Below are 21,095 nucleotides of genomic sequence, written 5' to 3'. Positions count from 1 at the left end.
GAATGGTTCTTACTAGAACCATTCTTCTGACATATTGAGTGGAGTCGTCTCTACCGGATCAAGTACCGCTAACCAACTCATAATTTTCGGCATTTCCCAGCCAAAGAAATAATCACACGCTGCAAGCTTCCCATGCAGAAAATCAGGGTCTGTTGAGTTTGGCATGAGTTTATGAATGACTACAGCTTGATCAAGCCATAACCACCCCACCACAAGATGCCCAAAAGCTTCCAGATAATTGGCGGCATTTGCCAGTTGAAGTTCTACATCGGTTAATGCATGCAATTTTTCTGTTACATTTCGGATGAGTTGCCACTTTTGGTCTAATTGATCTGCATGATCTTTTAAAGAAGGCTCTGCTTTGGCTTGTTCAATCGTATTCATGATTTTTTCATGTAATAGCTTCATTGACTGCCCCTGATTAAGACGAGTTTTTCGCCCTAATAAATCGAGTGCCTGAATGCCAAATGTTCCTTCATGAATCGGGTTAAGTCGATTGTCCCGATAAAACTGTTCAACATTATATTCACGGGTATAACCATATCCGCCATGAACTTGAATGGCTAAATCATTTGCTACAAGTCCCCATTCAGAAGACCAGCTTTTCACTACTGGCGTTAATAGATCAAGTAATTGATGGGCTTGATTGCGTTGCTCGGCATCTTCAAGTGAGTGGATATCATCGGTTAATCGGGCTGCATATAGGCATAGTGCCAACGCACCTGAGACATATGCTTTTTGCGCCAAGAGCATACGGCGTACATCCGCATGTTGAATGAGCGGAATTTGTGGAGAACTTGGATTGCGCTCACTACGAGAACGACCTTGTACTCGAGTTTTTGCATAATCTAAAGCATGAAGATAACCTGTATATCCCAATGCTGCGGCCCCAAGTCCAACCGAAATTCGGGCTTCATTCATCATATGGAACATATAGGCCAGCCCTTTACCAGCTTCGCCGACTAGCTCACCAATTGCGCCTGCTTCTCCTTCGGGTGTGAAACGACCTTCCCCAAAATTCAGCACACAATTCACAGTTCCCCGATAACCCATTTTGTGGTTAATTCCAGCTAATACCACATCATTACGTTCACTTGGCTGTCCATTTTCATCGAGTAATTTGCGCGGTACAGTAAACAGAGAAATGCCTTGCACACCTGCTGGTAATTGTCCATTTTCATCTGGAATTTTTGCCAGAACCAAATGAACAATATTGTCAGAAATCTCGTGCTCACCGCCTGAAATCCACATTTTGTTTCCAAACAAACGATAACGACCATCTTTTGTTTTAATCGCACGTGTACGAATATCAGCCAGACTTGAACCTGCTTGAGGTTCAGATAAACACATCGTTCCGAAGCATTTGCCTTCTATCATAGCGTTGACATAGGGTTTAACTTTTTCAGGTTCTCCATGAGCCATTAATAAATTTGCATTACCAATGGTTAAAAAGGCGTAGCCCGCTGTTCCAGAATTGGCACCGAGTAGATATGCCATACCTGCACGCTCGATGGTATTGGGTAAGTTCATCCCATTCCAATCTGACGGAAACGCTGCACTCATCAAACCTGCATCAGCAAAGGCCTTAAGCGCTACCCCGACTTCAGGATTGACAGTTACACGTTCACCATCAAAAACAGGTTCGTTACTGTCATTTTTTTTATTATGAGGAGCAAATAAATCGGTTGCCAAAGCCTCGTAAACGTTTAAAACAGACGTATATTCAAAACGGTCCTGTCCTGCAAAAGAATTGCGTTGGCTGAGTTCTTCGACTTTTAGCCAATCGAATAGCAAAAAATCGACATCACGGCGAGAGAGAATTAATTCATTGCTCATGGGGTATTCCTATAAATTCACAAGTGTAAGCCACTCTGTCACAAGTGCCGGTTTTGCCTGATCTTCGATTTCAATCGTGACTTCCATAATCAACTGATAACTTCCCTCATTTTTTTGGGAAACATTTTTTAAGTGAAAATTTCCACGCACCCGCTTACCGCTATGTACAGGACTAATAAAACGCAAATTATTGATGCCATAATTCACGCCTGATTTCTGCCCCTGTACAGTCGGCAAGACCTGAGCGGCCATCGCTGAAAGTAAAGAGAGTGTTAAAAAACCATGGGCAATAGTGCCACCAAAAGGTGTCTGACGAGCAGCTTCTTCATCCACATGAATAAATTGATGATCTTGTGTGACATCCGCAAAGGTATTAATCATGCTTTGATCAATGGTCATCCATTGCGAGCTACCTAATGCTTGGCCTTGCAACTCAACCAGTTGGTCGATGCTTAATGTATTTTTTGTCAAAATTATTCTCCTGCCATTAATGAAGCTTTTTTCAGCTCAAGCTCACCTTGAGCGCCTCCTCTGACAGGCACAAACTCATCTGTTCGGTCTGAAACATCAGCTAAACGTTGTGCTAAGACATGCGGAACTTGTTCATCCGTACCTAAATAAATTCCTTGCGTAAGGGTAATGTGGGCAGCTTCAAAACTACCTGCGCCTGCACAAAGAATCATACGGGTAGGTGCATCTTCGCTAACCAAAGTCGCGATTGCAGGACTGACCGCGCTTGGAGCAAGAGCTTTAAGGGCTTCTTCGGGTAATAATCCTTCAAGCATACGCGTTGCTGCTGTTGGTGCTAGACAGTTCACCCGAACGTTAGATTTTTCACCTTCTAAAGCCAGTGTCTGCATGAGTCCAACCAATGCCATTTTTGCAGCACTATAGTTCGATTGTCCAAAATTGCCATATAGACCAGAAGATGAAGTCGTCATAACAATACGACCATATTTTTGTTCGCGCATGATATCCCATACCGCTTTAGTGCAATTTACGGCCCCCATTAAGTGGACATCAATCACGGTACGAAAGTCATCTAGTGACATTTTGCTAAAAGTTTTATCTCGAAGAATTCCAGCGTTATTAATTAAAATATCTACACGTCCCCAACGGGCAATGGTTTCATCTACCATCTGTTGAACTTGTTCAATATCAGTGACTGAAGCACCATTTGCCATCGCTTCGCCACCAGCCGCAATAATTTCATCCACGACTTTTTGGGCCGCCATGGTTGAACCACCTTTTCCGTTTACATCACTACCAAGATCATTCACGACCACTTTTGCACCCAAACGAGCCAGTAACAATGCATGTTCCCGCCCTAGACCTGCGCCTGCACCTGTAACAATAGCCACTCGATTGATTAAATTAATTGTCATGATTTTTTCCTAAACATATGAATAAGATGTATTTAATAAATGTTTTAATAAGCTGTTACGCCGCCATCAATTGCAATGGCTTGACCTGTGAGATATGAGTTTTCTGTGGCACACATCATCAGCATCATTGCCACCACTTCGCTTGGATGGCCAAGACGCTTCATTGGCGAGGCCTGCGCTAAAAAGTCTTGTTTCTCTTTGAGTTCACTGTCGACCACCATGGGGGTGGTTGTATAAAATGGACAAATTGCATTAACTCGAATGCCTTTATTTGCATATTCAATCGCTGCTGTTTTGGTTAATCCCACCACAGCATGCTTTGCCGCAGCATAGGCAGCCAATTTGGGAGCCGCGCCTAAACCTGCAACAGAAGCAACGTTCAGAATAATGCCACCACCTTGTTGCAACATCTGACGAATTTGATGCTTCATTCCAAAGAACACACCTTTGGCATTGACGGCAAAACTCAAATCCAGATCTGCTTCATCGGTATCAATAAAGCTTTTCATAGGCGGACTCATCCCTGCATTATTGATCCCGACATCGACTCTACCAAACTGAGTAACTGCACTTTGCACCAAAGCCTGTACATCTGCTTCACAGCTGACATCACACACTTGCGCAACCACCTCTACTCCTGCTTGGCGTAGCGGTTCAACTACAGTATTTAACCCTTCAATATTCAAGTCACCCAACACTAATTTTGCACCATACTTTGCCAGCAATGCACCAAATCCACTCGCCGCACCTGTGATTAAGACCACTTGACCTGAATAATGTTCGTACATTGCTATTTCTCCCTAAATAGTTAAACCGCCATCAACCACAATACATTCACCATTGGTGTAACTCGCAGCATCTGACACTAAATAAAGTACAGTTCCAGCCATTTCACGTGGTTCTGCGTGACGGCGTAATGGAATTGAACTCATCCAGCTTGTATAAATATTTTCATTTTCAAATAGTGCCGAAGCAAATTTGGTCTTGGTAAGACCTGGCAATAAAGCATTCACTCGAATACCCAACGGCCCACATTCCTTTGCAAATGCTTTAGTCATATTCACCACAGCAGCTTTGGTAATAGAATATATTCCTTGTTGGTCTCCTGGCTGGAGAGCATTTACAGATGCCGTATTAACAATTGCACCGCTGCCCTGTCCTTTCATTAATTTGCCCGCTTCAATAGACATGAAGAAATATCCACGAATATTGACTTCAACCGTTTTGTTATATGCAGCAATATCCGTATCAAGAATATGACCAAAATAGGGATTGGCGGCCGCATTGTTGACTAAAATATCTAAACGTCCATGTTCCTTACGGATATATTCAAAAATTTCTGCAATATCTTCTAACTTACCCACATGGCAAGCAAAAGCCTCCGCCTTTCCATTTGCTGCAATAATTTCATTAGCAACACGTTGGCAATCTTCAACTTTCCGACTAGAGACAATTACATGTGCACCTTGTTCAGCTAAAAGTTTGGCAATTTCCTCGCCAATGCCGCGACTTGCACCTGTAACTAAGGCTATTTTTCCAGTCAAATCAAATAAATGTGTTGCCATATCATTTCCTTATGTACCTAGGTTTTATAAAAATTAGTTGTAATCAACGCTTTCTAAATGTTGTTACCATAAGCCCTACATTCAAAATTCACGGTTTTAATCACTCTATTTCTTACGCTATTTCCTGACCATATCTAACTTGTTACAATGAATAAAATGAATTGTTTGAATAACAAACTATGAATGAAATGAATAATAATATTGCCTCTCTTGCTCGCATGGATCTCAATTTATTTCGTGTATTTGTGGCAATTTATAAAGAAAAAAATCTAACACGGGCCAGTGAACAACTTTTTCTAAGTCAACCTGCTGTTAGCCATGCATTAGCTCGTTTACGCGATCATTTTAATGACCCATTATTTATTCGTGATGGGCACGGCGTTGTTCCATCGCCTTTAGCCAAACGTTTATGGCCTAAAATTGAACAATCATTACAACTTATGCATCAAGCAATTCAGAGCACACATGACTTTGTGCCAGCACGAGATTTAAAGCATCTCACAATTGCTATGAATGATGAGTATGAAGGAATTTTTTTACCCTCTATTATTCAACACTTAACTCAATTTAATCCTAATTTACAGTTAAATAGCGTACGTATTGATCGTAAAAACTTAAGACATGAGCTTTCTACGGGGAAAATTGATTTTGCGATTGATGTTCAACATTCGGTTGAAGAGAGCATTGGTTATGAATGCCTTACTAAAGATCAGTTTGTTGTGATAAGTCGTAAGCAGCATCCCTTATTATCCAAAGCAAACCTAACCAAAGAAATTTATTTAGACGCTAAGCACATTACAGTGTCCTCTCGTCCCACAGGTCGTGTTTTTGAAGATTTTTTCTTATCTAAACAAGGTATCAAAAGAACAATTAGTTTTCGCTGCCAACAATATGAAACAGCAATCCGATTAATTACACAAATGGACCATTTACTTACGATTCCTCAATGTCAAATTGCTTATTTTAAAGATTCTTACCCTCAAATTAAGGTGCATCCGCTACCCATTGATATAGTTGGATATCAAATGAATTTATATTGGGATCAGCAAAAGTCCCATGAACACCAAATCCTATGGTGCAAAAGTCAAATATTGCAGCTTATGAATAGTTTATAAGATAGTAAATTTATGACAGTAAAATTCTATTTCGCTTGCATTACTCATACTTTTATGTATGATTGAGTAATCACTCAATTAATGTATTTGTATATGGCCCGTCCACGTAGCGAAGATAAACGTAATGCAATTTTAAGTGCTGCTATTGAAACATTGGCAGAGCTTGGCGAACGTGCGTCTACCTCAAAAATTGCCAAAATTGCTGGTGTAGCGGAAGGTACTTTATTTACCTATTTTAGTAATAAAGAAGAATTGCTTAATCAGTTATATCTTTCGCTAAAGGCTGAACTACGACAGGTCATGATGCTTGGTTACCCCGCTGATTCTGACCTACAAACACAAATGTCGCATATTTGGCAAAGCTATTTGGACTGGAGCCTAGAAGCTCCCCTCAAACGTAAAGTGATGGCGCAGCTTGCAACCTCAGAACAAATTACTGAGCAAAGCAAACAAATTGGTATGCAAACCTTTTGTGACCTGACCCAAAACATTCAAGAACGTATTAACGATGGCAAATTAAGAGATTATCCGCCGTTATTTATTGCTTCAATTTTAGGTGCGCTTGCCGAAGTTACACTTAATTTTATTGCCCAAGACCCTTCTCAAACCGAGCGTTATCGTAAATCTGGTTTTGAAGCGTTTTGGCATGCAGTTTCAATATAGATAAGAGTTAAGGATGCGCGGCGTCCTTATTTTTAAACAAATTAATGAGTGATTAAATACTCATTTAAATTAATATAAATAAGCACTTAGCCCAAGTTCTTATTTGCACATATAGGTTTGTTCCAATAAAGGAAAAACAAGATGACTATTTCAAACACAACAGACTTACCTTCTCCCTTAATGCCATCACAGCAACATAATGGCAAATTTAGAAATACACGCCAGAACCAACACAAGCCTTCATTTGGTAAAACGCTCCAGCTCATGTGGAAGTTTTTATTTAACAAACCAAAAGACACCGTTCCAAAAAGAGAAATTCCTGTTTTAAGTTTGTCGAAAGAACAGTTGTTAAGTGCACCTGATCGCTCTCTATTTCGTTTGGGCCACTCAACCATCTTGTTAAAACTGCAAAATGAATTTTGGTTAACAGACCCAGTTTTTTCAGAGCGTGCATCACCTTTTCAATGGCTTGGACCAAAACGTTTCCACCAACCGCCAATTAGCATTGCAGACTTACCACCCATCAAAGGCGTGATTTTGTCGCATAACCACTACGACCATTTGGACTATCACGCGGTCATACAGCTTAACGATAAAGTTGAGCATTTCTTAACACCGCTTGGCGTGGGCGACACACTCATTAAATGGGGAATTCCATCAGAAAAAGTTCAACAGCTCGACTGGTGGGACACAACATCTGTCGATGGACTCGAACTGGTTGCTACCCCTGCCCATCATTTTTCAGGCCGAGGTATGGGCGATAGCAATGCAACACTTTGGGCGTCGTGGGTGATTATTGATAATGACTTGCGCATATTTTTTAGTGGCGACACAGGCTATTTCGATGGGTTTAAAGAGATTGGATATCGTTACGGTCCGTTTGATCTGACCATGTTAGAAACTGGCGCTTATGACCCTGAATGGCCCGATGTTCATATGCAACCGGAGCAAACTTTACAAGCACATCTCGATTTAAAAGGTCGTCATTTATTGCCTGTGCACAACGGTACTTTTGACTTGGCACTTCATGCGTGGGATGACCCGTTTGAACGTATTGTCGGTTTAGCTAAAGAAAATGCGTTAGCGATTAGCACACCGCAAATGGGAGAACTCTTAAACTTAAACGAACCCAATATCGAAAATTATTGGTGGCGTTCGTAAGTTTGAAGAAATTATTTGGAGAGTAAAAGAATGCTTTTGCTCTCCAATCTTAAAATTTTAACTTGTCTTATGTGCCTTCCAAGGAAACTTAATTGTGCACAAAACAAAAACCAGAAATAAAAATTGGGAAATATACATATAGTTGAGCAAGTCTCGGCCCACTTTTAATGTAATCCAAGTGTTGTGAATGACATCACTAAATATAATAAGAAAAGTTAGAATTAAGCCGATACGAGGTCTATAAAATAGAAGAATTGCTGCAATTGGATCAATAAACGTTAAAGATGTCCAATAAATACAGGTAAATAGTGGTGCATTGTTATAGTCCCAAAACAAACCGTGCATTAGAACTGTTTGTAAATGATTAAACCCTGCACCGATAAGACAAAGTGCATAAATACATCTAATAATAAATTCAGTTTTCAAAACAACTCTCTTATTCATTCATCATGCTATGTAAAAATATTTTTATTCAGATAAAGCTTTTCAATATTTTAATTGAAACAATCTACATAAATATAATTTAAAAGATTCTATAAATAAATGATAAATGTCTAACCCCTTTCCTCTAACTTACTTATAAGTTGTGAACTATTTGATTAAACATCTATTAGACATCCATACGATTAAAAGAAATTAATAAAATATTTTTATTTATTAAAATTTAAATTATTCAATTAGATAGATTCATAGTTAACACTTTGACAGAGCCCACTTATAACTAGGACTAACTTTGTCTTAGTTTTATTGTTGACTAAAAACACAGACTACATTAGTCTGTGTTTGTAATTGATCAATTATGAAATTAAATGGCTTATATCACTAGTAGCGTCGAGTATGCGATTCACTGTCTTCTTTTTCTTGTGAACAATGAAGATAAACCTTTGAGTAGTAAGGATCTTGCCGAATTACAAGGAGTCTCTCCAAGTTTTATGGCTAAGATTTTTCCTAAACTTGAAAAGGCTGGTCTTGTAGTTGCACAAGAAGGTGTCCGAGGTGGTTATTTACTGGCTAAACCTGCTCATGAAATCAGTTTTCTAGATATTGTGAATGCAATTGAAGGTGAAAAACCACTTTTTGAGTGCCAAGAAGTCCGCGGCAAATGCGCGGTCTTTAACCATACTCCGCCAGATTGGGCAACCAGTGGTGTGTGTGCAGTGCATGCAGTCATGCTACAGGCCGAAAAAGCCATGCGAGATGCATTAGGTGCTCATACACTTGGTGATATTGCTGACCGTTTTGGCCGCTACGCACCCGACGTATTTTTTAGTGATGTAAATGGCTGGATCAATGAACGCATCGAAGGAAGAACAGCAAAAATGCGGAAAAACAAAATCTCACGGGATACTCCCGACTAATGAGCTGAAAGGGTCTCAAACCCTAGAGCAATAACACCCCTAATCGTTTTAAACGCCTTCTCAGATTTTTCGGACAATCAGAGAAAGGATTCGCTCACCCTAAATTTTGTGTTGAGTTGGAATGTGTTGTCCGAAAAATCTATCAAAAGGATAATCAAATGAGTAAGCGTATTATTATTGCTGGTTCTGGCTTTGCTGGTTTATGGGCCGCACTTGCTGCACAAAGAGCAATTCACTTGGCTTCGCAAGAACAAAACATTGAAGTGGTGATGGTTTCCCCTAGCCCGAATGTTGATATTCGTCCTCGTCTTTATGAAGCTGTGCTTGAAAATATGAACCCTGATATTTCAGAGTTATTAAGTGTGGTTAATGTTAAATTTTTGGCAGGTTGGGTAGATAAAATTAATGCTGATCAACAAACAATTGAGGTTTCAACCACCGAGGGCAACAAGCAAACCTTAAGCTATGACCGTTTTATTCTGGCAACAGGAAGTACCACTTTTATGCCCCCGATACCGGGCCTTACAGAATATGGATTTAGTGTAAGTACATTAGAAGATGCTGAAAAACTGGATCAACATCTTAAAAATTTAGCCAACAAACCTGCAAATGCAGCGCGTAATACCGTGGTTGTTGCTGGTGGTGGGCTTACTGGTCTAGAAACTGTCACTGAAATGCCTGAACGTCTGCGTAGCATTTTAGGTGAAACTGATATTCGTGTGGTTTTAGTAGATTCCTCAACAGAAATTGGCGCAGCAATGGGAGACCAAGCTGCGACAGTTATTCGTGAAGCGCTTACTGATCTGGGTGTGGAAGGTAAAGCTGGACTACGCGTGACTGCACTTGATGCCTCTGGCGTAACACTTTCTAACGGCGAAAAAATTGAAGCAGAAACCGTAATCTGGACTGCGGGCATGCGAGCTAACTCACTCACGTCTCAAATTGCTGGTGAAAAAGATAATTTAGGCCGTTTGATTGGAGATGCTTATTTACATGCACCTGAAGCAAAAAACATTTTTGTGACGGGCGATACAGTAAAAGTTCCAACCGATGATTTAGGAAATTTTAATGTGATGTCATGTCAGCATGCTATGAGTCTAGGCCGTGTGGCGGGCTACAATGCTGCGGCAGAATTAGTGGACTTACCCCTTCATGCCTATAGTCAACCGAAGTATGTGACTTGTGTTGATTTAGGTCCGTGGGGTGCACTCTATAGCGAAGGTTGGGATCGTCAGGTACAATTTGTGCGTGAGGAAGCTAAAAAAATTAAACAGGAAATTAATACGGTCTGGATTTATCCACCAGTTGCAGACCGTGAAGCAGTTTTTGCAATAGCTAACCCTGACTTTGTGATTGTTCCTTAATATTAGGTTTTCTAGAACAAACTACTATATTTAAACATCCTAAAAGCAAAAGCCGTTATTGGTTTTGCTTTTAGGGCTTATTTTTTAGTCATTAACTTTTATGACTTTTTTAGCTCTTCTATTATTGCTAAAGCCGTCTTTTTAGCAGAAAACGGATTTTGTCCGGTAATTAAGTTACCGTCTTGAACTACATATGGTGCAAAGGGAATAAAAGCTTTTTCATAATGAGCGCCATATTCTTTCGCTAACTCTTCGGCATTGTACGGCACTTTTTTTGCTACCCCTGCCAAAACCTCTTCACTCCAAGCAAAGCCTGTTAACTTCTTATCTTTTATCAGTCGCTCGCCGTTTGAAAGTCGTACATTAAGTAACCCACAATAGCCATGACATACACTTGAAACAATGCCGCCTTGTTCATAAATGTTTTTGGTGATTTCTTGAAGTTCAGGGTTGTCTAAGAAATCCCACATTACCCCATGACCGCCCGTGTAATAAATCACATCATAATCTTGCCAATTAATATCTGACGGTTTATGGGTATTGGCCAGTAAAGTCATAAAGGCCTGATCATCTTCTCTTGCTTTTACTGATTTATCGGCAACTAGGGCTCCCAGCGATTTAGGTTCAATCGGGGTTTTACCACCATTTGGACTCACGATATCTTGCACATAACCTTGTTTTTCAAACTCATCATAGGCATGGGTGAGCTCACCTAACCACAGCCCTGTTTGTTGATCTACATCCTTATAGCGTGAAACATTAGTCACGACGTGTAATATGCGTTTAGACATTTTCTCACCTCATTTTTCATATTTATAATTCTATTCTTTCGTCTATCAAAGCATAGAAAGTTGTTACTGAAAGTGTGTGCTTGGTAAAGTTATGAACCTTGCTTTTATGTTACTATAAGTCTAAAGTTAGCTTGAATGTCAAGAGAGTATGTGGCTATGAATATTAGCGAGTTATCTAAACTAAGTGGTGTAAGTACGCCTACAATTCGTTATTACGAGCAAATCAAACTCTTACCTAAAGCAAAAAGAAAATCGAACGGCTATCGTGAATATACCGATAACGATTTAAAGCAACTCTCTTTAATTCAACAAGCCCAGCAGGTTGGGTTTTCTTTAGCTGAAATTAAAGGCTTTTTGCCTTCGAAAGTTGTTGCTTGGGACCATGATGCACTTATTCAAACGATTGAAACTAAAATTCAGGAAATAGAACTTTTAGAACAAAAGCTAAAAGTCAGTAAGCAAAACTTACGCACCATGATTAATGCGATCAATAACAAACCCGATGAAATTACGTGTGAGCAAAATGCAGAACGTCTGATGAATCTCTATTTTGACAAAGTAAATACACCGTAATATTTAACCTTAACTAAAGTTAACCGCTCTCGTTTTGAATATAAGATTCGTATTGGTATTAACCAAGCAACACAAGTATTTAAATAGCATTTCACAAATCTAAAAAAAACGAATTATGGACCAACGCTGTAATTCGTTTTTTTATATAAGTATTAGAGAAAAACTAGACAGTCTTTTGATAGTGAAGACCGATGGCTCCAGAAGCAAAAGTTTTATTTTCGATGAGTTTAAGATTGGTCTTTTCCTGAATACCTTGGAATAGTGGCAAGCCACTACCAATCAGCACAGGCGAAACCGTAATTTTGTATTCATCAATTAAACCAAGTTGCATCAGGTAGTGCGCAAACCGAGGACTACCCAGAATAACCATATCCTTACCCGGCTGTTGTTTGAGTCTATTAATTTCTTCTTCGACATGGTCTTTTACTAGTCTGGAATTATTCCATTCAACTGTATCTAATGTGGTTGAAAAAACCACTTTTTCTGTCTTTTCAATCCACTCTGCATGATTTCGTTCATGCTCCGAAGCTTCTGGATTTGAAAGCATTGATGGCCAATAATCGTGCATCATCTGATAAGTCGCACGTCCCCAAATCACCGTGTCGGCAGTACTCAAAATTTCTTTTGCATGATTTGCCAAATCGGCATCATAAGCAATCCATCCTATGTCCATTGCCCCATTTGGACCTTCGACAAAACTATCTAGCGATGCATGTAGAAATAGTACGAGTTTTCTCATTATTTTCATTCCTTTGTTTATAAAAAATATGTACTACATTTCAGTATATTCAATTTGAATTATTTCTTATGGAGTGTTTTGTTTTCTGTTTTTCTTTCATCCATATAAAGCTGTATTTACTTGAAATATTTAGAAAATAACCCGAACAAGAATGACTCCTTATTCGGGATTACGCGATAAGCTTTATTTTTTAACAAAGTCTGTATTAAGTGATTACCAATGGACCAGAACCCGGCAGCTCAGTCACTAGCTTATAACCCATCAGTTTTGCTGGTGTATATGTACCGCCTTTAACGGTATTTTTGAGTAAATAATTCACTACAGTCAGTGAACCATTTACGGTAAGGCTATACGCATTTTCCGTTTGGATGCGGGCCGTTTTTATTTCGCCACGCGCGTTTCTTGCTTCCCCCCAAACATAGGTAGGTACTTTCGCGCGAAGTTCCTCATTTGGCCCCACAACCGTTTTTTCAATACGTGACTTAATAAACTTCTGCACAGCATTAATTTTTAATACTGGGCGTAAATAGTTCATCATTTTCGCGCCAAAAATCATTTTAGGAAACGCGGGTACAAATACTTCAATGTTTGGAATACCTGTTGTATAGAACGCTGTAGATACGTCTCCCCACGGAACACTCATGGCACTTTTTTTACCGTCACCAAAATCAATGGTCCGGACATAATGCGCTAATGGAACGGTAGTAATCTTTCCGTTTTTACGAATTTTTCCACCGTCAGCCATGCCTTCTGTACTAGTTTTGGCAGTACCAGGTGAAAACCCGGTTCTAGAGTCGAAACCAAGCGCTAAGTGGGTCGCATCTGGCAATGCTTCTTTGAGCGCAGCAGCGACACAGTCTGTCGGAATTACATCGAAACCAACACCCGGACAAAGCACAATATCGGCTTTTTCAGCTTGGCTGTTAAGTGACTGTGCCAATTCAAATACAGAGATTTCACCCGTAATGTCGAGATAATGGGCGCCTGCTTTTATACAAGCTTCCATCATAGGTTTCGATGTCGCGGAAAATGGCCCTGCACAGTGCATCACCAATTTAAAGCCTTGGAGTTGCCCACTGACCGCATCTACGTTATCAAGCCCAAAAGCTTTATAGTCGAGGCCCAACTCTTGAGCTAATGTTTCAATCTTAGCTTTGTTACGACCAGCCAAAGTTGGTTTTAGCCCTTGGCGTACAGCTTCACGAGCGATTAACTCGCCCGTGTAGCCATTTGCTCCATAAATTATCCAGTTTGAATCGTTCGTATTTGTCATAACACAACTCACTTATTAAGAAGCAAATGTATAGTCACGCATGCCTTTTTTATATTGGCGGGTACGGCATGACATCGCTGATTGTTGCAAAATTAAAGCCCAAGCTGGTGAAACATTTGGTTTTGTTTTTTTACCAGCGCTTAAATTACGTAACTGGAATTTGACCACAGCCATATTGGCAAGTGAAGCGAATGTTTTATTTTCCCAAGTAATCGGCTTAAGTTCAGGTGAAACATTTTTGCCTTGTTTCCAAGCATTTGGCAAATTAGGTTCAATTGCTAAAGCTGTGGCAATGCCGACCATATCTACGCCGCTTTCAACCACTTTTTCTGCCACCTGTTTACGGCGTATGCCACCTGTCACCATAACCGGCATTTTGGCAACTTTACGAATTTCTTGTGCAAATTCTAAAAAGTAAGCTTCGCGAGCAAGCGTTCGGCCATCACGTGCTTGACCTTGCATTGCAGGCGCTTCATAGCTACCGCCTGAAAGCTCAACCAAATCAACTGCATGTTCATTTAGCATTTTAACCACTTGTTGAGCATCTTCAGCGCTAAACCCACCACGTTGGAAATCGGCTGAATTTAGTTTCACTGCAACAGTAAACTGAGGCGAAACTACTTTACGAACTGCTTCTACAATCTCAATTAAAATGCGAGCACGATTTTCTAAAGAACCACCCCACTGATCTTGGCGTTTATTGCTCAGTGGAGAAAGAAACTGGCTTAATAAATAACCATGCGCTGCATGAATTTCTACACCAGTAAATCCAGCTTTTTCACCTAAACGCGCCGTGTTTGCAAAACGTTGAATCACCTCTGCAATCATAGATTCAGTCATTTCGATTGGTGTGTTAAAGCGATTTGACATTTTGCCAAGATCAAGTGAAATAGCCGATGGCGCCCAAGTTTGCTGCCCAAGATTGGCTTGCATTTGACGCCCCGGATGATTGATTTGAAGCCAAACCTGTGCGCCTTTTGAACGACCAATTTGAGCCCATTTTTTAAAAGTATCTAGATGCTTTTCATCTTCAAGCACTACACCGCCCGGTCCAGTCATTGCTCGGCGGTCTACCATCACATTTCCAGTAATGATTAAACCTACACCACCATTTGCCCAAGCCTGATATAAACGCATTAATTCTTCTGATGGTGCGTGGTTTAAATCAGCCATATTTTCTTCCATTGCTGCTTTAGCAATACGGTTTGGAACATATGAGCCATTTGGGAATACTAGTTTTTCGAACACTTTCATTGGAATGACCTCATTCAGTATGGCCTTACTTTAAGATTAAAGCTAACTTTAATGTCAATACCTTTTCTTATTTATATATTTAATCAATTGAATTCATTGTTTTTTTATATAGAAAAAGAGGCAGTCAATATATCTCTTTCAGTTTTTAGACCGAGTACTTGTTATGAAAAATTATCTATCAAAATATTTTATTAAGGGTGAAGTTTTAAATAGCTCAGTGTGCTAAGAGAACCCGTGTTCAATTCACTTCATATTTTAAAAACTTGGGCTTCTATTCTTTAAGTTGAAGGGCTTTAATTTTCACCGACATTAAAAAAATCAGGTAAAATACTAAACTAAGTTAGGAACTGATTCCCAATAAAATTGAAGTTATGGATATAAAATATTATGGAAGATTTAGATTCATTTTTCAGCTCAAGGATTAAGTTCAAAAACTTAAAGATTTTATCTTTATTAGGCCAACATAAATCGCTGACTAAAGTAGCTCAACTCATGCATATGACTACTTCAGCTGTATCTAAATCCTTGGCAGAAATTGAAACTAATTACGGCGCACAATTATTTAGACGAGAAGTTGGACAACTAGTTCCATTACCAGAATGTCTTATCTTAATTGACTCCTATTTGAAAATCGAGGCTCAGTTACGTGAGGGGCATGATAAAATTGCTCTATTAAGAGGCGTTAAAGCCAGCAAAATTTCTATCGGTGTTCATGCTCCCTCCTTAGAAAACGCTTTAGCTAAAGCAATAATTCGATTTAAAAAGATTTCTCCTGAAACTGAAATCTGCATTAAAGCAGGCGATAAAAATTCACTTCTATCAAGTTTACGGGCAGGTGAACTTGATTTAGTTATGTGCCGAGCTGAAGTAGATGATCTCAATAATGACTTACGGGCAATCTTACTACATGAACATCAATTGCTCTTTGTTGCAAATAACAATCTAAATATTCCAGACTCAAACAATGATTTAAAAAGCCTTTTACAATATCCTTGGTGTCTCACCTCTCCATCTTGCCCAGTACGTCAATGTTTTGATGCAAATTTAGTCGCTAATGGATTGAAACAGCCTAATAATATAATTGAAGTTGATAATCCAATTAACTTAATAGGTATTATTATGCAAAACTATGAATGTATTACTGTCGTTTCAAGCAATATCGCAAGAAGATTACAAAAACAAAATAAAGTTAAAATAATTAATCGTGAGTTAAGCTTCAATATAAAACCACAAATAATTATATGGAATAGCAAAGTACCTATAAATACAAATGTTAGAAAATTACGTGATTTTATATGTTATGAAGCTCATTAGTTTTTAATTTATTTTAAAAATTAATACCCATCTAAAATATGGGTATTAATTTTTGTAGCTACTAGCAAATACAAATCTTTAATATATGGCCGTAGCTTTATGTAAAGGAATGGTCAACTCATCAATATCTATAGGACCATCAGTTAACATAACTGAATTTTTTTCTCCAATTAAAACTGTATCAGAATGTCTAAACCCACCAACTCCTTCAATATAAATTCCAGGTTCAATAGTCAAACACATTCCTTGTTCAAGTGGACGGTCATAACCTTCAGCAAAGAAAGGAGCCTCATGTGCCGTTACACCCATTCCATGTCCAGTTCTGTGAAGTAGGTAATCTCCCATACCCTGTTTACGGAAAAAATTATTAACTTTTTGATCAACTTCACTCATTAAAACACCAGGTTTAGCCATTTCAAAGGCAATTCTTCGTCCTTCTAACATGATTTCAAAGGGTTTCTTTGCTTGCTCTGGAACCTTACCAAGGAAAAAAGTTCTTTCAACCTCTGCCCCATAGCCATTCATTACTGCATTAATGATAGATACGTGTGGCCCTCCTTCTTCCATAGTCATATCTATATTGGTAAAGTTATGGGGATCATGAGATACGCTTGGTGGCTGAAAAACAGCTGTAATACGTGTAGCACGTGGATTCAGATTTTTATTATCTTTTGCAAGTTCATTCATGATGAACCCTCTTACTTTGGTCGCCATTTCAGTTAAAGACATACCTGGATAAGCAGATTTTAAAAGCAAATCATGGGCTTTGGTGGCAAGTTCACAAGAATAAATTAAACGACCTATTTCATATTCGGATTTAATCATGCGGATATCATCAATAATATCACTGCGAATACGCTTACCAGGAATTTCAGTATATATCTGCAATGGGCAAATTGACTCAACACCTACACGTTCATTTTCAGAAAATAACTCTTTAAATCGATCACTCCATGCTTGGCCTTGAGGTGCAGGAAATTCAAAATAGGAAATAAGTTCAATTTTTCCTATAGCACGTGTTTTTACATGTGGAATTTCTAACTGAGGTACAACAAATTGAGGAACTCCTCTACTTGGTATAACTAAAACGAAAGGACGTTCATGAACAGCATTTGCAAAATTTGTTAGATAAAAAATATTATCGGGACAGAAAGCCACATAGTGATCTAATCCTTCCGCTACCATACGAGCCTGCACCCGTTTTACACGTTGCTCAATTTCATTTTCTGCCGGTGGATAGAAAATCGGTTCCATATTCATCTTGGCTCTCCTGTTTAGATTTCACTTAATAGATTGAGATCAATTTGATCGCTTTATTTCTAGAACATAAATTTAAGTCCAATACCATAACTAGAAGGATCATCTCCTGGACCTTCAAGAAGAATATTATTCATCGTATATTTGGCCTTACTGTTATTATCTATATACTCAGCGCGTATATAAGCATCTAAATGCTTGTTAATATGGTAATTAGCACCCACTGCATAAATCATGGCTGACATGTCTTTTTTATCAACTTGTCTATGATATAAAGCCGCTTTCAGATTATATTTTGGCTGTTCAAAATTTATCATTGTGCCGTAAATCTGGGCAGAAACAGCATCTGGGCTATCAGGTTTAAGGTAATTCGCAGTACCTGTAATAAAGAGGTTTTTATTTAATCTTTTTAGTGCAAATAAACGATAATCTTTTGTTTTAATTTCATCATAAATAATCCCATTATAATTAACAGAATAATTACTAACTAATTCATTATATGAGGCACTTATACGATTAATACCATCATCATACACAGCCATTGCTCCATAATTCTTAGCATCTAGAACTTTTGAAGCATCTCCTACCATCTGGTTTGGCGTATAAAGAAAACTCAGTGTAGTATTATTGAACTTTGGAGTCGTATATGTAATTGCTCTGCTAGATCTAAAATCAAATGTTGGTGCACCAGTTCCTAAATCATATGCTTGATAACTAAGTGTAGCTGGAGCAAATGATGACGCAAATAACTCCTCATATACTCCAGAAACATTTAACATCTGGCGCCCATATAATACTGTTCCATATTTTTTTGAGCTAACACCAATATATTCACCACGAGCAAAAGTTTCATCTCGGACAAAATCCATTTTACGTAAATCAATCCAAGATTCAGCATTACCTACAATAGCAACATCATCATTTAATTTAAGATTAAGTTTGAGTCCTAATCGACTTGAATAATCCATTCCACTTTGAAAATCATGTGAACTTACAGCCCCAGAGTGTGAATAATTCACCCCATAATCTAGAACTCCATAGACTTTAAAAGGTGAGTTTGAATCCCCTACTTGAATATCAGCAAATGTTTTAATGGGTAAAACACATACACTTGATATCAATATATATTTCAACATTACTTGGTACTCCATGACCTTTGTTATTTAGTTCCTCTATTTAAATTACATAAAATTTTGATATTAGAATATTGATAATTTCTCCATTGAAGTTGAATATTTTTCTATTGATTCTATAATTTTTTTAATCTCAATTTTATAAAAGATATAACCTAAACTTTTCACTAAAAATAAAAAAACCTACTATTTAAAAGTAGGTTTTTTATTTAAAATTTATACACTCTATTTAATAACATCTATTTATAGAAATTATATTAAAAGTAAATTAATTCAATATTAGCTTACAGGTTGTGGTTTCATAACAGGTTTCTCTTTATATTTATAAATTAGAAGGACCACAATAGAAAGTGTTGCAGCACATAATAAATAAACAGCCGGTGCCTGTAAAATACCCTTACTAAGTGCATAGGTTGTTACTATAGGAGATACAGCACCAAAAAGTGTTACACCAATATTATAACCCAAGCCAAGACCTAAAGCTCTTTGTCGAGTCGGGAACTGCTGGGTAATAAATGGAAAGTATGCACCTATTGTAGTACCTAGCCCTAGTGAGCATACAATTTGAAATAAGAATAAACGAGGTGCTGTAGGAGAAATTAATAAATATTCATAAAGAGGAATACCTATACAGGTTGTAATTAATGTACCTGTTAATAAGACTTTAATAAATTTTCCAGATTTATCTGCCCAGTAGCCACCAATAAATGCTCCTAAAATGATAACAAGTGCTGACAACATAGAGCTGGCTGAACCAATAATTGGTGCAATACTCATGGCTTGCTTTGCAAACGATGGCATAAAGATAATAACAAGATAAACAATTGCAGATCCGAAGCCTGTAAGAGATGCTACAACTATGACGCGTTTGATGAATTGCCCACGACTTAACTTAGTTTGCACAGTCTGTGTTTTAGGAGCATGTATTAATTCGTTACTTTCCTCCATATGACGACGAAGATATAAACCCACTGGAATAATAATCAAGCCAATACAGAAACCAATTCTCCATCCCCAATCTAACGTCGCTTCTACCCCCAACACACCATAAATAAGTAATGCAATCCCTGAGCCTGTAGCTAGAGCAAGGTAAGTGGATGAATTAAATAGTGCACTATAATATCCACGGCGATTTTTTGGGCAACTTTCCATTACTAAAGATACAGCTGCACCAAACTCTCCTGAAGCAGCAAGCCCTGCGACCAGTCGTCCTAAAACAACTATTGCTGTTCCCAAATATCCCGCTTGTTGATATGAAGGTGCACATGCAATAAGTAAAGTACCTAACCCCATTAACATAACAGTCAAAACCATCGCTGACTTGCGTCCTTTTTTATCAGCATAATTTCCGATTAAAAAAGCCCCAAGCGGCCTGACCAAGAAACCTACCGCAAAAGTAGTAATAGCAGCGAGAGTAGAAAGTATTTCATTTTCTGCGGGAAAAAAGTTATGTGCGATAGCAAGTGCAAAATATCCATATAAAGTAAAATCGAGCCATTCAAGAAAATTACCCGCTGATAATCCCAGAAATGAACGTTTACTAATAGACTTGTTCTCATTTAGCATTTTGGCCTCTCCTGACCTAACATCTATTTGTTAAATCAAAATTACACAAAATGCTTTACCTGGAATATTGATATAATTTCCATCGCGATTGAGTTTTTTTCTCAGAACGAATTTGATTGCTTAGAATTACACTCCTTCCTATATTAAAAACTCACAGATCTTCCAATAATTTCAAAGAAAGCTTTCTCAGCATAGTCAGCTCCTCATCATTCATATGCATCGAACATCGCAACTGATTTGGTAAATCAATCACTTTTTCTTTTATCTCTAAAGCTTTATCCGTCAATATTACTTTTTTTACCCGCTCATCTTCCTTGATCGATACCCTCTTCAAAAACTCTTTTGCTTCAAGTTTTTGAACCAATGGCGTTAAGGTGCCTGAGTCAAATAACGTCTTTTCGCCGAGTTCTTTTAGAGAAATATCATCTTCTTCGTACAAAGCTAAAAGAACGATGAACTGAGGGTAAGTTAAATCGAAATCTTTAAGTAATGGACGATACTGGCGCGTAAGTGCATTCGCCACTGAATAAAGCGAAAAACAGAGTTGATCACCTAATATATTGTTTTCTTTCATATTTAAACCAAAAATTAAAATTATCTAAAAATTATTATAAATAATTCTTGACCATAAGTATCTTGCGTGCAAGTATTATATACGCAAGATAAATATTGGGCTGAGCTTTCGATAGAACCAACTTCATATTGGACACAAAGCCTTGGCTCAAAGTTGTATTTAAAATTTCTAACT

At 38.3% G+C, this 21,095-nt stretch carries 21 protein-coding genes; 7 read left to right on the top strand and 14 right to left on the bottom strand.

The annotated features are described in order from the left end of the window. Positions 1-12 precede the first annotated feature (12 nt). From OD757_RS17980 to OD757_RS17960, 5 genes are read right to left on the bottom strand one after another with little or no spacing between them, the layout of a single operon-like run. Positions 13-1,836, bottom strand: coding sequence for an acyl-CoA dehydrogenase (locus OD757_RS17980; RefSeq protein WP_263032730.1), 1,824 nt, complete (start codon positions 1,834-1,836; stop codon positions 13-15). 9 nt (positions 1,837-1,845) lie between these two features. After that, positions 1,846-2,307, bottom strand: coding sequence for a MaoC family dehydratase (locus OD757_RS17975; RefSeq protein WP_263032729.1), 462 nt, complete (start codon positions 2,305-2,307; stop codon positions 1,846-1,848). A 2-nt stretch (positions 2,308-2,309) separates the two neighbouring features. Beyond that, on the bottom strand, positions 2,310-3,221 hold the full coding sequence (locus OD757_RS17970) for an SDR family NAD(P)-dependent oxidoreductase (protein WP_191900892.1): 912 nt from the start codon (positions 3,219-3,221) through the stop codon (positions 2,310-2,312). Positions 3,222-3,265: 44 nt separating this feature from the next. Further along, positions 3,266-4,009, bottom strand: a complete 744-nt coding sequence (locus OD757_RS17965; RefSeq protein ID WP_263032728.1) for an SDR family NAD(P)-dependent oxidoreductase — start codon at positions 4,007-4,009, stop codon at positions 3,266-3,268. Positions 4,010-4,021: 12 nt separating this feature from the next. After that, positions 4,022-4,786 carry an SDR family oxidoreductase gene (locus OD757_RS17960; RefSeq protein ID WP_263032727.1) on the bottom strand — a complete coding sequence of 255 codons (765 nt, stop codon included), beginning with the start codon at positions 4,784-4,786 and terminating at the stop codon, positions 4,022-4,024. A 179-nt stretch (positions 4,787-4,965) separates the two neighbouring features. On the opposite strand from OD757_RS17960, the gene OD757_RS17955 reads away from it, so the two are divergent. From OD757_RS17955 to OD757_RS17945, 3 genes are all read left to right on the top strand, one after another. Next, the gene (locus OD757_RS17955; RefSeq protein ID WP_263032726.1) at positions 4,966-5,901 is read left to right on the top strand and encodes a LysR family transcriptional regulator; all 936 of its coding nucleotides are present in this window, start codon (positions 4,966-4,968) and stop codon (positions 5,899-5,901) included. Positions 5,902-5,994: 93 nt separating this feature from the next. Next, positions 5,995-6,564: a TetR/AcrR family transcriptional regulator gene (locus OD757_RS17950; RefSeq protein ID WP_009388373.1), complete on the top strand. Its 570-nt coding sequence runs from the start codon at positions 5,995-5,997 to the stop codon at positions 6,562-6,564. A gap of 141 nt (positions 6,565-6,705) precedes the next feature. After that, positions 6,706-7,725, top strand: coding sequence for an MBL fold metallo-hydrolase (locus OD757_RS17945; protein ID WP_263032725.1), 1,020 nt, complete (start codon positions 6,706-6,708; stop codon positions 7,723-7,725). A 57-nt stretch (positions 7,726-7,782) separates the two neighbouring features. Here the strand turns inward: OD757_RS17945 and OD757_RS17940 are convergent, their stop codons facing one another. Continuing rightward, positions 7,783-8,151 (bottom strand): hypothetical protein, encoded by a 369-nt coding sequence (locus OD757_RS17940; RefSeq protein ID WP_263032785.1) that lies wholly within the window; start codon positions 8,149-8,151, stop codon positions 7,783-7,785. A 383-nt stretch (positions 8,152-8,534) separates the two neighbouring features. On the opposite strand from OD757_RS17940, the gene OD757_RS17935 reads away from it, so the two are divergent. Both OD757_RS17935 and OD757_RS17930 read left to right on the top strand, forming a co-directional pair. Further along, entirely contained in the window at positions 8,535-9,083 is a 549-nt protein-coding gene (locus OD757_RS17935) for an RrF2 family transcriptional regulator (protein WP_231765124.1), read from the top strand. A gap of 158 nt (positions 9,084-9,241) precedes the next feature. Then, entirely contained in the window at positions 9,242-10,447 is a 1,206-nt protein-coding gene (locus OD757_RS17930) for an NAD(P)/FAD-dependent oxidoreductase (RefSeq protein WP_263032724.1), read from the top strand. Positions 10,448-10,545: 98 nt separating this feature from the next. Here OD757_RS17930 and OD757_RS17925 read toward each other — a convergent pair whose 3' ends face one another. Continuing rightward, the gene (locus OD757_RS17925; RefSeq protein ID WP_263032723.1) at positions 10,546-11,238 is read right to left on the bottom strand and encodes a type 1 glutamine amidotransferase domain-containing protein; all 693 of its coding nucleotides are present in this window, start codon (positions 11,236-11,238) and stop codon (positions 10,546-10,548) included. Positions 11,239-11,394: 156 nt separating this feature from the next. Here OD757_RS17925 and OD757_RS17920 point away from each other — a divergent pair, with 156 nt between their 5' ends. Next, positions 11,395-11,811, top strand: a complete 417-nt coding sequence (locus tag OD757_RS17920; protein ID WP_263032784.1) for a MerR family transcriptional regulator — start codon at positions 11,395-11,397, stop codon at positions 11,809-11,811. A gap of 163 nt (positions 11,812-11,974) precedes the next feature. Here the strand turns inward: OD757_RS17920 and OD757_RS17915 are convergent, their stop codons facing one another. The 3 genes from OD757_RS17915 to OD757_RS17905 form a co-directional block, all read right to left on the bottom strand. Next, entirely contained in the window at positions 11,975-12,550 is a 576-nt protein-coding gene (locus tag OD757_RS17915; RefSeq protein ID WP_263032722.1) for a dihydrofolate reductase family protein, read from the bottom strand. Positions 12,551-12,755: 205 nt separating this feature from the next. Beyond that, the gene (locus OD757_RS17910) at positions 12,756-13,823 is read right to left on the bottom strand and encodes a saccharopine dehydrogenase family protein (RefSeq protein ID WP_263032721.1); all 1,068 of its coding nucleotides are present in this window, start codon (positions 13,821-13,823) and stop codon (positions 12,756-12,758) included. A 15-nt stretch (positions 13,824-13,838) separates the two neighbouring features. Continuing rightward, complete coding sequence (locus OD757_RS17905; RefSeq protein WP_009388384.1) at positions 13,839-15,077, bottom strand: NADH:flavin oxidoreductase/NADH oxidase family protein; 1,239 nt, start codon at positions 15,075-15,077, stop codon at positions 13,839-13,841. 387 nt (positions 15,078-15,464) lie between these two features. Here OD757_RS17905 and OD757_RS17900 point away from each other — a divergent pair, with 387 nt between their 5' ends. Further along, positions 15,465-16,391 carry a LysR family transcriptional regulator gene (locus tag OD757_RS17900; protein WP_263032720.1) on the top strand — a complete coding sequence of 309 codons (927 nt, stop codon included), beginning with the start codon at positions 15,465-15,467 and terminating at the stop codon, positions 16,389-16,391. A gap of 78 nt (positions 16,392-16,469) precedes the next feature. Here OD757_RS17900 and OD757_RS17895 read toward each other — a convergent pair whose 3' ends face one another. The 4 genes from OD757_RS17895 to OD757_RS17880 form a co-directional block, all read right to left on the bottom strand. Next, positions 16,470-17,651 (bottom strand): M24 family metallopeptidase, encoded by a 1,182-nt coding sequence (locus OD757_RS17895; RefSeq protein WP_263032719.1) that lies wholly within the window; start codon positions 17,649-17,651, stop codon positions 16,470-16,472. 59 nt (positions 17,652-17,710) lie between these two features. Further along, positions 17,711-18,784, bottom strand: a complete 1,074-nt coding sequence (locus tag OD757_RS17890) for a porin (protein ID WP_263032718.1) — start codon at positions 18,782-18,784, stop codon at positions 17,711-17,713. A gap of 276 nt (positions 18,785-19,060) precedes the next feature. Beyond that, complete coding sequence (locus OD757_RS17885; protein WP_263032717.1) at positions 19,061-20,347, bottom strand: MFS transporter; 1,287 nt, start codon at positions 20,345-20,347, stop codon at positions 19,061-19,063. 151 nt (positions 20,348-20,498) lie between these two features. After that, positions 20,499-20,921, bottom strand: a complete 423-nt coding sequence (locus OD757_RS17880) for a MarR family winged helix-turn-helix transcriptional regulator (protein ID WP_039762534.1) — start codon at positions 20,919-20,921, stop codon at positions 20,499-20,501. Positions 20,922-21,095: the final 174 nt, after the last annotated feature.

It is taken from the genome of Acinetobacter sp. AYS6, assembly GCF_025630795.1.
Classification (GTDB): domain Bacteria; phylum Pseudomonadota; class Gammaproteobacteria; order Pseudomonadales; family Moraxellaceae; genus Acinetobacter.
Note: the sequence above shows the minus strand (reverse complement) of the source record. Positions and strands in the feature narration are given on the sequence as shown.